The organism is Pseudomonas syringae, assembly GCF_023278085.1.
Classification (GTDB): domain Bacteria; phylum Pseudomonadota; class Gammaproteobacteria; order Pseudomonadales; family Pseudomonadaceae; genus Aquipseudomonas; species Aquipseudomonas syringae_Q.
The window spans coordinates 5,281,514-5,295,000 of record NZ_CP066265.1 but is presented as its reverse complement, the minus strand read 5'-3'; the positions used below and the strand labels follow the sequence as shown (position 1 = coordinate 5,295,000).

The window sequence follows — 13,487 nt, the reverse complement described above, 5'->3', positions numbered from 1 at the left end:
CACCTCCTTAATCGACGACTCAGCTGCACCATAAGCACCCACACGAATTGCTTGATTCATTGAAGAAGACGATTAGAAGCAGCTTTAAGCTCCAAGCTGATAGCTCCAAGCTAGCGGCTACAAGCTCGAAATTGGGTCTGTAGCTCAGTTGGTTAGAGCGCACCCCTGATAAGGGTGAGGTCGGCAGTTCGAATCTGCCCAGACCCACCAATTTTGTGTGGGAAACGCCTGTAGAAATACGGGGCCATAGCTCAGCTGGGAGAGCGCCTGCCTTGCACGCAGGAGGTCAGCGGTTCGATCCCGCTTGGCTCCACCACTTACTGCTTCTGTTTGAAAGCTTAGAAATGAGCATTCCATCGATCCTGAGGATTGATGCGTGAATGTTGATTTCTAGTCTTTGATTAGATCGTTCTTTAAAAATTTGGGTATGTGATAGAAAGAAATATAGACCGGGCACCTCTTTCACTGGTGTGTGTCCGGGCTAAGGTAAAGTTTGTGAAATGCAAACTTTCGGCGAATGTCGTCTTCACAGTATAACCAGATTGCTTGGGGTTATATGGTCAAGTGAAGAAGCGCATACGGTGGATGCCTTGGCAGTCAGAGGCGATGAAAGACGTGGTAGCCTGCGAAAAGCTTCGGGGAGTCGGCAAACAGACTGTGATCCGGAGATGTCTGAATGGGGGAACCCAGCCATCATAAGATGGTTATCTTGTACTGAATACATAGGTGCAAGAGGCGAACCAGGGGAACTGAAACATCTAAGTACCCTGAGGAAAAGAAATCAACCGAGATTCCCTTAGTAGTGGCGAGCGAACGGGGACCAGCCCTTAAGTTGTATTGAGATTAGCGGAACGTTCTGGAAAGGACGGCCATAGTGGGTGATAGCCCTGTACGCGAAAATCCCTTTGCAATGAAATCGAGTAGGACGGGGCACGAGAAACCTTGTCTGAATATGGGGGGACCATCCTCCAAGGCTAAATACTACTGACTGACCGATAGTGAACCAGTACCGTGAGGGAAAGGCGAAAAGAACCGCGGAGAGCGGAGTGAAATAGATCCTGAAACCGTATGCGTACAAGCAGTGGGAGCCCACTTTGTTGGGTGACTGCGTACCTTTTGTATAATGGGTCAGCGACTTATTTTCAGTGGCGAGCTTAACCGAATAGGGGAGGCGTAGCGAAAGCGAGTCTTAATAGGGCGTCTAGTCGCTGGGAATAGACCCGAAACCGGGCGATCTATCCATGGGCAGGTTGAAGGTTGGGTAACACTAACTGGAGGACCGAACCGACTACCGTTGAAAAGTTAGCGGATGACCTGTGGATCGGAGTGAAAGGCTAATCAAGCTCGGAGATAGCTGGTTCTCCTCGAAAGCTATTTAGGTAGCGCCTCATGTATCACTGTAGGGGGTAGAGCACTGTTTCGGCTAGGGGGTCATCCCGACTTACCAAACCGATGCAAACTCCGAATACCTACAAGTGCCGAGCATGGGAGACACACGGCGGGTGCTAACGTCCGTCGTGAAAAGGGAAACAACCCAGACCGTCAGCTAAGGTCCCAAAGTCATGGTTAAGTGGGAAACGATGTGGGAAGGCTTAGACAGCTAGGAGGTTGGCTTAGAAGCAGCCACCCTTTAAAGAAAGCGTAATAGCTCACTAGTCGAGTCGGCCTGCGCGGAAGATGTAACGGGGCTCAAACCATGCACCGAAGCTACGGGTATCATCTTATGATGATGCGGTAGAGGAGCGTTCTGTAAGCCTGTGAAGGTGAGTTGAGAAGCTTGCTGGAGGTATCAGAAGTGCGAATGCTGACATGAGTAACGACAATGGGTGTGAAAAACACCCACGCCGAAAGACCAAGGTTTCCTGCGCAACGTTAATCGACGCAGGGTTAGTCGGTCCCTAAGGCGAGGCTGAAAAGCGTAGTCGATGGAAAACAGGTTAATATTCCTGTACTTCTGGTTATTGCGATGGAGGGACGGAGAAGGCTAGGCCAGCCTGGCGTTGGTAGTCCAGGTTTAAGGTGGTAGGCTGAGATCTTAGGTAAATCCGGGATCTTAAGGCCGAGAGCTGATGACGAGTGTTCTTTTAGAACATGAAGTGGTTGATGCCATGCTTCCAAGAAAAGCTTCTAAGCTTCAGGTAACCAGGAACCGTACCCCAAACCGACACAGGTGGTTGGGTAGAGAATACCAAGGCGCTTGAGAGAACTCGGGTGAAGGAACTAGGCAAAATGGCACCGTAACTTCGGGAGAAGGTGCGCCGGTGAGGGTGAAGCATTTACTGCGTAAGCCCACGCCGGTCGAAGATACCAGGCCGCTGCGACTGTTTATTAAAAACACAGCACTCTGCAAACACGAAAGTGGACGTATAGGGTGTGACGCCTGCCCGGTGCCGGAAGGTTAATTGATGGGGTTAGCGCAAGCGAAGCTCTTGATCGAAGCCCCGGTAAACGGCGGCCGTAACTATAACGGTCCTAAGGTAGCGAAATTCCTTGTCGGGTAAGTTCCGACCTGCACGAATGGCGTAACGATGGCGGCGCTGTCTCCACCCGAGACTCAGTGAAATTGAAATCGCTGTGAAGATGCAGTGTATCCGCGGCTAGACGGAAAGACCCCGTGAACCTTTACTATAGCTTTGCACTGGACTTTGAATTTGCTTGTGTAGGATAGGTGGGAGGCTTTGAAGCGTGGACGCCAGTCTGCGTGGAGCCAACCTTGAAATACCACCCTGGCAACTTTGAGGTTCTAACTCAGGTCCGTTATCCGGATCGAGGACAGTGTATGGTGGGTAGTTTGACTGGGGCGGTCTCCTCCTAAAGAGTAACGGAGGAGTACGAAGGTGCGCTCAGACCGGTCGGAAATCGGTCGTAGAGTATAAAGGCAAAAGCGCGCTTGACTGCGAGACAGACACGTCGAGCAGGTACGAAAGTAGGTCTTAGTGATCCGGTGGTTCTGTATGGAAGGGCCATCGCTCAACGGATAAAAGGTACTCCGGGGATAACAGGCTGATACCGCCCAAGAGTTCATATCGACGGCGGTGTTTGGCACCTCGATGTCGGCTCATCACATCCTGGGGCTGAAGCCGGTCCCAAGGGTATGGCTGTTCGCCATTTAAAGTGGTACGCGAGCTGGGTTTAGAACGTCGTGAGACAGTTCGGTCCCTATCTGCCGTGGACGTTTGAGATTTGAGAGGGGCTGCTCCTAGTACGAGAGGACCGGAGTGGACGAACCTCTGGTGTTCCGGTTGTCACGCCAGTGGCATTGCCGGGTAGCTATGTTCGGAAAAGATAACCGCTGAAAGCATCTAAGCGGGAAACTTGCCTCAAGATGAGATCTCACTGGAACCTTGAGTTCCCTGAAGGGCCGTCGAAGACTACGACGTTGATAGGTTGGGTGTGTAAGCGCTGTGAGGCGTTGAGCTAACCAATACTAATTGCCCGTGAGGCTTGACCATATAACACCCAAGCAATTTGATCGAAAGGCCAGATTGCGGTGACTGTGGAGATGACACGAACCGAAGGTTTGCGGTCACGAACAACACCTGAACGACTGACTGTCACATACCCGATTTGCTGAAGCGCGCCGCAAGGCACGACTCGGTACCCGAATTTCTTGACGACCATAGAACATTGGAACCACCTGATCCCATCCCGAACTCAGCAGTGAAACGATGTATCGCCGATGGTAGTGTGGGGTTTCCCCATGTGAGAGTAGGTCATCGTCAAGATTAAATTCCAAAAACCCTCATCGCTTACGCGTTGAGGGTTTTTGTTTAAGTAGAAGTCACCAAAATTCGCTGGCACGTTACCTGATAACGGATCGGCAACAGAATTTCTTGACGACCATAGAGCATTGGAACCACCTGATCCCATCCCGAACTCAGTAGTGAAACGATGTATCGCCGATGGTAGTGTGGGGTTTCCCCATGTGAGAGTAGGTCATCGTCAAGATCAAATTCCGAAACCCCTCATCGCTCACGCGATGAGGGGTTTTGTCGTTATGGGCTATCAACAACCGCCCTGGGTGGGCTGTCACCCGATTGTGTGGATCAGGCAAACAGGCTGCGCGCGTGACTCATGGCACCGTCAGCAAACCCCTGAAGAAACGCTTCAAACGCTGCTCCCTCAGGGCCGCCCTGAACCGAATTCGCCACAATCGTCCAGCTTGCGATACACCTCTGGTCACCGGTAGCCTCAACAGTCATTGCTGCCCACAGATTGCTGACAGGCAAACTGGTGTGGATCAGCGACCAGGTCATATACAACGCATGATCATCGCGGGAGTTCAGTTGCTCGATGGCCACGTTGCCGTCCTTGAACAGCTTCTTGCGCACCGAGCCTGCACCGGTGCCAGTGACCTCGGTACTTTCAAGTGCTGAAATAAAAGCCTGAAAGCCGCCAAAATTACCCACGACTGCCCACACGCTATGCGCATCACTCGGGATTTCCACCGCTGAAACGACTCGGCATTGCTCCGGGTTCTTGATCAGGGTGTCTGGCTTCAGATTGCTGTGAAGTGCTTTCATGTGTTTCTCCATTTACGTCAGTAGAGGTCTCGACTCAGATGAAGTCGATTTCCTTCAGGTAATCGCAGCCCTTGCGCAGCAGCGCCGGAGTTTTCTGCGGGTACTGCTCACCCATGTGACGAATGCCGGCCAGGGTGTTCTGGTACTCGATCATCGAGATATCGCCGATGTCCTCTTCCAAACCATCCAGGTAGAAGCCCAGTACGCCAAATAGCGCGTTCTGGTTGTCGACGCGGCTGAGCTGGGCCTGCCATTGCGCCACGCTGACCAGCTCGAATGGGTGCCCTGATGCGCGGAAAGCCTCCACATAACTGCTCCAGCTCAGGGGCTCGGGGTTATGCAGATTGAACACCGCACGCTCAGGCAGATAACGACTGGCATGAAAGCCGATGAAGCGCGCCAGAAAGTCCACCGGCATCAGATCGAAGTTGATGTCGAACTCCGGAACCTGGCCGAGCTGCAATGAACCCTTCAACATCAGCATCAAACGGTTTTTCTGTGGTTGGCATACGCCGCTGATACTGTTGAACGCGATGTTGCCAGGGCGATAGATGTTCACCCACGCGCCCTGATCCCTCGCGCGCTGCAGAACACGCTCAGCAACCCACTTGGAAAGGTTGTAGCCATTCTTGATGTAGATCGGAGGTGTCTCGGCAGCCGGTTGCTCAAGCACATTGCCGGCTGCATCCGTGGCGCTGGAGGCGGAGAGCGTCGAGACAAAGTTGAAGATCTTCTTGCAGCGCCCTTCACACAGTTTCAGGCATTCGAAAACCGGGGCGACGTTGTCTCGAGCGAGGGTTTCATAGTCCTGAACGTGGTTCACGTTGGCCGCGTTATGCACCAATGCGCCGAACTCCTGATCAAGCCTTTCATAAACCACATCGCTGAGCCCCAGCCTGGGTTTTGTCACATCGGCCGAATAGACCCTCACACGACTCAGGTCCAGATGATCCAGCCGGTTCTCCCGCAGCGCATGCTCGAAGCGCTGCTGTGCGCTTTGCCCCGGCCCTTCACGAACCAGACAGGCGATCTCGGTCGCTCCCCCGTTCAATAAGGCTTCGACGATATGTACCCCGAGAAAGCCGTTGGCACCGGTGACGATGACCCGATGAACATCACCCAACTTGCCGATGGGCAACGTTGAAAGCTGAACCTCCGCATTGGCGTCCAGGAGCGCTTGCGGACTGATGGTGTATTCCGGTGTGCCGTCGCTGTCGATCAGACCGGCCAGTGTCAGAACGGTAGGGGCTTCGATGAAGCGGTTGATCGGAATACTGCGTCCGAACCGTTCACGAATGCCCAATAGCAGGCGCGACAGCAGAATCGAATGGCCACCCAGATTGAAAAAGCTTTCGTCGGTCGAGATGTCCCCCGGCGGCAGCTCCAACAGCTCTGCCCATAACTCCACCAGTGTCTGCTCTTGTGCAGTCGCAGCTAGGCGACGGGTGTGCTGTTCAGTAAAACTCAGCGGGATTTCGAGCAACGCTTTGCGATCGATCTTGCCGTTGCTGGCAAACGGCATACCGGGCAATAGCGTGTAAACGGCGGGGTGCATATAGTCCGGCAGCAAACGCTGCACATGAGCTCTCAATGCCTGTTCGTCATGAGCACCATACGGTTGCGCGAGAAACGCCAGAATGCGCCGTTGGCCGTCTACCACCACGGCCACTTGCCGATACAACTGACTGGCGCGCAGGCAGTGCTCGATCTCCTCTGGCTCGACCCTGAAACCCCGGATCTTCACCTGATTGTCGCGACGACCGATCAGCTCGACGCCGTCAGCCGTCCACTTCGCGATATCGCCGGTGCGATAGGCGCGCAGGTGTTGCCCGTCTGGAGTCTTGAGCTGTACATAGCGCTCGGTCGTCAGTTCAGGATTGTTGATATAACCCAGACAAACGCCGGGACCGACGATGTACAGTTCCCCCGGCGTCTGCTCGGCGACGGGCTGTAATTGCTCATCCAGAATCCACACCTGGCTGTTGGCAATCGGCTGCCCCAGCGTACGATTGCTGCCGGACGACCGAAACGCGCAGGCCGTGACCAGCACGGTCGCTTCGGTGGGCCCGTACAGGTTGTGGAAATGGCATTGCCCGGCAAGTTGTGCGATGACATGCGGCTCACAGACGTCGCCGCCGGTCACCACATGCTCAAGCCCCAGCGGCTGATCCAGCGGCAGAATGCTCAACAGCGCGGGTGGTAAAAACGCATGGGTAATGCCGTGCTGCAGCACACCCAGCAACTGCAACGGATCGCGTCGCTGATCTTCGTCAGGCACCACCAGTTCAGCGCCACTGAGCCAGGTCGGGAAGATATCGATGATCGACGAGTCGAAGCTCAACGTCGAAAACTGCAGCACCCGGCTGCGTTCGTTCAGGTTTACGTATTCGGCGTACCAGGCCGTGAAGTGACTGAGGTTGCGCTGGCTGAGCGACACGCCTTTCGGCTGCCCGGTAGTGCCCGACGTGTACAGCGCCATACACGGCGCATCTGGATCAGGCACAACGCGCATCAAGGTCGCAGGCACTTCCCGCACGGTCATCGCACTGATATCCAGCGCCGGAAACTCGGCAGCCGCCAGCGGATGCGTCCCGTCGTGCAGCAACAGCATGGCGCCGGCGTTTTCCAGAATGTACTGCTGACGTTGCAGAGGCTGACCGGGATCAAGCGGCAGATACACCCCCCCGCAGCCCAGAATCGCCAGAATGCCCGCATACAGCTCGACTGATTTGGGCAGGCAAATGCCGATCACCGGTTGTGTACCGGTCGCCCTGTGCTCAATCAGCAGCGGCATCAAATGATGCTGCAGGGTGACGCTGTGTGCATGCAGCTCGCGATAGCTGTACGCCTGATCGTGGATCAGCAGTGCCGGGCGCCCGGCGAACTTCAGCAGCGCCTGGTCAAGCCGTTCGCTGATCGGCGTTTCGGCGACTTTCAGCAGATGCGGTTGTGCCGTCTGATTCAGGCGATGCTCGAACAGCAATCGATCAATCGCCTGCACACTGTCCTGCCGTTCACTCTGAGCAGGCTGCGCGGTGGGTAAGCTGTCGAGGTAGCTGTCATCCCTGGAGAGGCGACTGACATGTAACGCCGTTAGCTCCACCAGTCTGGCGACAGCCTCATCCCGCAGCATACGCCCGTTGCCTGACTCGCTTGTGTTCGCCCACTCACGGGTGATCAAGCGTTGAGATCTGGCAGATCCATGCCAGCACATCAGCTCCAGCCGTGGCAGTCCCGACGCCAGCGCAGCACTGAAACCGACGCGCAGACCAACACGCACGCAATGTGCGCATGTTTCCGGCAGGACCTCGTTCAGGTCCAGGCTGCCGTCTTCGATCAGCAGTGAGCTGCCAGCACCTGACCACGCTTGCAGGGCGTTCTGATCGGGCAAGTGCTGCACCGCATGCCCGTGCGCCTGCAGCTCGGCAGTCAGTTCGCTCAGGGTCAGGCTGCGACCGATGAGCACAATCTCCAGGCGCTTCATTGCAGCGATCCCTGGGCAGGTAGATACGCTGCCAGCTCACGCTGCACACAAGGATCGTCCAGCATCGAGCTGCTCTTGAAGAAGCGCACGATATTGCCGATCAGCGGGTGGTGGCGGTTGACGGGGAAGCTCATCGCCAGGGTTTCAGCCCTGAGCGCTTGCTTGACCCGATCAGGCACCTGCAAGTGCTCGATCAGGGTGAAATCGAAGCCGCTCTGGATATCGTTAGTCAGGTATTGAGCGATGAACACCGGCATGATGCGGGCGATACAGTCACGATCCTGTTCGGGCGCGGTATGCCAGTAAATCCGTACCAGGCGCGCCCAGAAACCCGAGTGTCTGCCTTCGTCCAGCAAGTGATCGGCCATCAGTCCCTTCACCGACTGCTTGACCGAGTCGTCCTTGGCGAAGGCTGCGACATCGCTGGTTACGGTGTTCTCCGCAATAGCGACGCAGATCAGCTCCACGGCACTGCGCAGATGGGCGGGCGCCAGCGTCAGCGCTGCGGGTATCGCCCGGCTCAGTTCGATTTCGTCAGGCAACCGGATTGGCTGGATACCGGTAAGCGCGATGGTCTGCTGCATGAAGTCCATGGCAACCAGCGCGTGGTAATCCTCGTCGACCACCACGGTCATCGCGTCATAGCGGCAAGCGAACGGAAAGCGAATCGCGAAGTTGTCCTTCGCAATACTGCGCGCGGTCTTGTCGACGATCTCGGTTTCAAAGATCACCACGTCGTTGATGAACTTGTACAGGCTCTGCACCAGCGCGTAATCACGCAGCGGCGCGCATTCACGGGTGAATGTGTCACTGAGCACCAGCGGCTGACGACTGAGCGGATAGATCAGTTTTTCATCGTTCTCGACGATCCTGCGTGGACGAGTGCGAATGGTGGCGCGGCCCTCCCACGCATCTATGAATGACCGGTAGTCTTCTGCTTTCATGATGGCTTCCTTGTAAGAGCTTCAGGATGTTGCGACCTGGCCTTATGCGCTGGCCTGCATCAGCGGCGTGCGCATGCTCATGCGTAGCGTGTTCCACAACTGGAGCCTGCTTTCCACCGCTGCGATGGCCGCCTGGTAAACCTCTTTCTCGCGTTGCGCATCGCCAGCCACCAGTCGAGCCAGCAATTGCTCTGCTGCGGGGCCGTGGTCTTCGGAGTCCACTTCGATGTGGCGCTCCAGGTAGTAGCGAAAGGTCGGTGCCTGATCGGCCGTGATGCCCCAGTCATCGAGAATGCTCTGGAACATCAGCGGGATGACGCTCTCGCGGCCATGCAGGAACGCAGCAGCGACGCTGTGTGCCGGTGCATGTAGCGCGGTGTCGAGGGTGTGGGTCACGAACGCTGTAGCAGCCTGACCTGCGTTGACCTGTTGCAACGCGGTTGCGTAATGCACGCCCTGTCTTTGCAGTTCGATGAAGCGCTCTATCTGCAACGTGCTCGCGCCTATCTCACGCATGGCGTCCAGATACAGCTCGAAATGGCTGTAATGGCCGTGCCCCAATCGGTTGTCGGATTCCTCCCCCAGTACGATTTCATTGATCAGGCGGGCGGCAGCCGCATCGATCGGCGGCAGCCAGGGCAGTTGGGTGCACGTCAGTTCCTGCTGCAAGCGCTTGGTCAGGGACATGAAGTCCCAGACGGCGAAGACATGCGTCTCCATAAAGCGCCGAAGCACGAGCAGAGAATTTATTTCCGTAAAGATCGGGTGATGACTGAGTTCAACTTTCTTGTGGTCTAACAGCGTTTTCTCACAAAGCATGGCGATACCCTTGGCGTCAGAGTGGCGGTTAAATGTTGCATTGGTCTGTGTTGAAAGCAGCCGCTGTTAGTGGGGAGCTTCAAGTCACTACTTACCTGTAAAAGGCGAGCATCAGCCTGCTGTTTAAACAATGTTTAATAGCAGAGCATACAGATTTAAAGCGCCCGTTCAGGGGGTGGAATTCAGCGCCTGAAGCCGTGGAGTCTTGCGCTTAAGGCCTGATTCAACATTGGCTGCGTAGAAAACTTAGAACATATTCAATGGGCCATGCAATCACTATTTTATAATATTTAATTTATGGTTTTTCCGGGCTGTAAGTTGCCGTATAAAACAGGGCTTATATGTTTTATAGGGGCGCAGGCAACCCGTCCGGCTTATTAAGTCGGAATTGTAAACAATGAACGAATGCCTCGCTCAGCGTTGCCGTTATATCGAACAATTTGAATGTTTGTTTTTTTGCGGGCGACATTGGAATTGACGTCCAATGTCTTCCTGCCCTGTTCAGCAACTCCTTATCCATTGAGTTCAGGTGAACAGAGAACCGTCCCGGTCGTGCCTGGACAGTTCAGCCGTGGCCAAGGTCGACCCTCCGGTTGGGTCTTATTGAGCCACAGCCGAGTTTGCCTCATTCCGGCAGCCACCCACCCGGCGTATCAGGAAAAATAGACGTAATGACACCGTGCCATGAAGCATGCAGGGCGGTGCAGGGGAGAGGTGTGCAGCACAGCGACCGGCTGATCCACAGATTCGCAGCGCTGTGGGTCAGCCGCGTCGATGAATCAGGCGGGGTTTTTCTTGCGCGGGCGTTTCTGTCTGGTGTCGCTGGCTTTTTTGTTGCTCAGGTACTGGGTAACAGCCTGAACGCCACGGTTGAGGTGGAGTTTGAGTGCTTCGACGCAGGGCTCGACGGCCTTCTGCTCGGCCAGACGCAGCAGCTCCCAGTGGTCATCCTGAGAAAGCTTGCCCAGGCCCATGTCGGAGAGGTTGAAACGTAAAAAGCGCTCCTCTTCGTTCAGGCCTTCTTCAACCAGGCGCATAAGCCGCTTGTTGCGTGCCTTGGCGTACAGCGACAAGTGAAACATCCGGTTGAGCTTGCCCATCTGGGTAAAGTCGGTTTCGACTTCCAGTTGCCTGATGCAGCTTGCGGCAGTCGCCAGATCCTGTTCGTCCAGCAGCGGAATCGACGCCCGCAATGCCTCGGATTCCAGCAGAATCCGCAGCTCGTAAGCATCCACAGCGTCTTCAGTAATGAGTGGCGCCACGACCGCGCCCTTGTGCGTCTCCACACGCAGCAGAGATTGCGCTTCAAGCTGTCGCAATGCTTCACGTACAGGCATCCGGCTAACGCCGAACAGTGTCGCCAGCTCCTGCTGGCGCAAGGCCGTACCGCTTGGCAGGCTGCCATCAATAATGGCATTACGCAGTTTTTCTTCAATCACCGTTCTGGCAAGGTGCGCCGGAGGCTGCTCAGTGCCCAGTACGGAGCCCAGAAAGGCTTCTCTATCTGATTTACGCATCGGCCTACTTCTTCATCAACCTGGCTGGGTGGGATCTGATCAATCGCTGGATTGCCGACAGACTAGTCAAGACTTCCCGGTTAGTCGCGAAACGAAGGCATTATTGAGTTCGATCGCATGAAACCGGTTCGCCTGCCCACCGGCAAGGTTATCCGCATGTGCATGTATCTTAGCGCTCATCCAGCCGATGTACCGAGTCTGCATTCGGCACAGGCGGATTTTAACCGTGTAAGGATATGACATCGCGACCTGCAACAGGCTTTAGCGAACCTCTCGGCCCGAGACAAAATGCTGAACATCGTTGAAGCCTGGTGTCGAGGCATGTCCGGGTGTTACCAGAGAATCGATGAACGCTTCGTCCTCAGCCGTGACGTTCACCTGCAGCGCCTTGGTATAGCCGTCCCATTGTTGCTCGGTTCTCGGCCCGACGATCGCTGAGGTCACCGCCCGGTTGTTGAGAACCCAGGCAATCGCGAAATCGACGATGCCGACCCCCTTGTCCTGCACGTATTCCTGAATTCGCTGTGCGATCCGCAACGACTCCATGCGCCACTCGGTTTCCAGCAGTCGCTTGTCCTGACGCCCGGCGCGGCTCTCGCTGTCAGGGGCGATATCCGGAGCGTATTTGCCGCTGAGCACACCCCGCGCAAGCGGGCTGTAGGGCACGACGCCCAGGCCGTGATAAGCGGCTGCGGTGATCTGCTCGACTTCAGCCTGGCGGTTGACGATGTTGTACAGCGGCTGACTGATGACCGGTTTGTCGACCCCCAGGCGCTGCGCAACATTGACGATTTCAGCGATTCGCCAGCCGCGAAAATTCGACACGCCCCAATAGCGGATCTTGCCATGCCGAAGCAGATCGCCAATCGCCGAGACCGTCACTTCCAGCGGCGTGTCGTGATCTTCCTTGTGCAGATAATAGATATCCACATAATCGGTATCCAGCCGCCGCAGGCTGTTCTCGATGGCGTTGAAGATGTGCTTGCGGCTCAGGCCGGCCCGGTTGGGCACGCCGTCTGCCGGGCCGATCGCGACCTTGGTAGCCAGCACCCAGTCACTGCGCTGCGCCGCGATAGCCCTGCCGACGATCTCTTCCGAGCGCCCGCCGTTGTAGACATCCGCGGTGTCGATGAAATTGATGCCCTGATCCCTGGCCTTGTCGATGATGCGCACTGATTCATCGGCAGCAGTCTGCTCGCCGAACATCATCGAGCCGAGAGTCAGTGTGGAAACCTTGAGGCCGGACTGGCCGAGGGTTCGATAATTCATGCTCAACATCTCCTTGTCATTCAATCGGGTTCAGGCAGCCCCCACGCCTTGAGCGGGAAGTCGGCCAGCGAGGCGAGCAGCAGGTCGGCATGTTCGTATTGCTCGACCGGCATGTGCGAGTCCGGCACTGCCACGGCGTACATTCCGGCAGCCTTGGCGGCGGTCACGCCAAACGGCGAGTCTTCGAAGACCAGGCAATCCGCCGGCGAGACGCCAAGACGGCGGGCGGCGACCAGAAAGATGTCCGGGGCCGGCTTGGCAGCGCCCACTTCCGGGTCGTCGGCCGTCACGATGGTATCGAACAGCTCGAACCATGCCCGGTGCAGCGTCGTCTTGGCCTTGAAGTAATGCACCGAAGAACTGGTACCCACGGCGATCGGAATATTGTTGGCGGCCAGATGGCGGACCAGCGCTTCGGCACCCGGCATTGCCGGGGCGCGGGGGAAGCGCTCGTCAAGCATCGGCTCACGAATTTCGAGAAACTCGTCGATCGACATCGGCAGTTCAAGCGCCTTGATCACGTAATCCGAGAAGTCCCGAGCACCGCGGCCAATAGTGTGCTGCTTGATCGACCAGTCGAAGGTGCGCCCATGACGGCTGGCAATCAGGTGCGTGACTTCCGTGTAGACACCCTCGGTGTCCAGCAACAGACCATCCATATCGAAAATGACGGCCTTGATAGGGCCTCGTTCGTTGTGCTGTTCGCTCATGTGATCCCGTCCGGTATTCGAATTCGGTTTCAGCCTAACGTTTCCATGAATACCGTGGCTACCCTATGTTTCAGAAACGTGTTCAGCGCAATGTGGCGAATAACAAAAAGGCCAAAGGCCATGCCCAACAGACTGCCATAATGCCCGCGTGCCCAGCGAAATGGCCGTGAATGCTGGGCTGTCGGGCTCCAGCGATGATAATCTCTCGCGGTTTTCAGGCA

At 56.0% G+C, this 13,487-nt stretch carries 7 protein-coding genes, 2 tRNA genes and 4 rRNA genes (1 of these 13 cut by a window edge); 6 read left to right on the top strand and 7 right to left on the bottom strand.

Annotated features, from left to right (window positions below; all coding sequences use genetic code 11):
• From I9H07_RS23465 to rrf (I9H07_RS23440), 6 genes are all read left to right on the top strand, one after another.
• Positions 1 to 10: ribosomal RNA gene (locus tag I9H07_RS23465) — 16S ribosomal RNA — on the top strand; it begins 1,529 nt to the left of the window's first position.
• 123 nt (positions 11 to 133) lie between these two features.
• A tRNA-Ile gene (locus I9H07_RS23460) sits at positions 134 to 210 on the top strand.
• Between the two features lie 30 nt (positions 211 to 240).
• Positions 241 to 316, top strand: a tRNA-Ala gene (locus I9H07_RS23455).
• A gap of 242 nt (positions 317 to 558) precedes the next feature.
• Positions 559 to 3,452 (top strand): 23S ribosomal RNA (locus I9H07_RS23450).
• A gap of 157 nt (positions 3,453 to 3,609) precedes the next feature.
• A 5S ribosomal RNA gene (rrf, locus tag I9H07_RS23445) occupies positions 3,610 to 3,725 on the top strand.
• A gap of 107 nt (positions 3,726 to 3,832) precedes the next feature.
• Positions 3,833 to 3,948: ribosomal RNA gene (rrf, locus tag I9H07_RS23440) — 5S ribosomal RNA — on the top strand.
• Together the 16S, 23S and 5S rRNA genes with 2 tRNA genes alongside form the textbook arrangement of a ribosomal RNA operon.
• A gap of 98 nt (positions 3,949 to 4,046) precedes the next feature.
• Here rrf (I9H07_RS23440) and I9H07_RS23435 read toward each other — a convergent pair.
• The 7 genes from I9H07_RS23435 to I9H07_RS23405 form a co-directional block, all read right to left on the bottom strand.
• A complete protein-coding gene (locus I9H07_RS23435) occupies positions 4,047 to 4,523 on the bottom strand; it encodes an SRPBCC family protein (protein WP_058824811.1) in 477 nt (158 codons plus the stop codon).
• 34 nt (positions 4,524 to 4,557) lie between these two features.
• Positions 4,558 to 8,007, bottom strand: coding sequence for a non-ribosomal peptide synthetase (locus tag I9H07_RS23430; protein WP_236425082.1), 3,450 nt, complete (start codon positions 8,005 to 8,007; stop codon positions 4,558 to 4,560).
• On the bottom strand, positions 8,004 to 8,951 hold the full coding sequence (locus I9H07_RS23425; protein WP_236425081.1) for a diiron oxygenase: 948 nt from the start codon (positions 8,949 to 8,951) through the stop codon (positions 8,004 to 8,006). Before I9H07_RS23425 ends, I9H07_RS23430 begins: the two co-directional genes overlap by 4 nt.
• A gap of 42 nt (positions 8,952 to 8,993) precedes the next feature.
• The gene (locus I9H07_RS23420; RefSeq protein ID WP_058390860.1) at positions 8,994 to 9,770 is read right to left on the bottom strand and encodes a DUF3050 domain-containing protein; all 777 of its coding nucleotides are present in this window, start codon (positions 9,768 to 9,770) and stop codon (positions 8,994 to 8,996) included.
• Positions 9,771 to 10,549: 779 nt separating this feature from the next.
• Positions 10,550 to 11,287 (bottom strand): GntR family transcriptional regulator, encoded by a 738-nt coding sequence (locus I9H07_RS23415; RefSeq protein WP_058390861.1) that lies wholly within the window; start codon positions 11,285 to 11,287, stop codon positions 10,550 to 10,552.
• Positions 11,288 to 11,548: 261 nt separating this feature from the next.
• Positions 11,549 to 12,556, bottom strand: a complete 1,008-nt coding sequence (locus I9H07_RS23410; RefSeq protein ID WP_236425080.1) for an aldo/keto reductase — start codon at positions 12,554 to 12,556, stop codon at positions 11,549 to 11,551.
• A gap of 20 nt (positions 12,557 to 12,576) precedes the next feature.
• A complete protein-coding gene (locus I9H07_RS23405; RefSeq protein ID WP_024672795.1) occupies positions 12,577 to 13,266 on the bottom strand; it encodes an HAD-IA family hydrolase in 690 nt (229 codons plus the stop codon).
• Positions 13,267 to 13,487 lie beyond the last annotated feature (221 nt).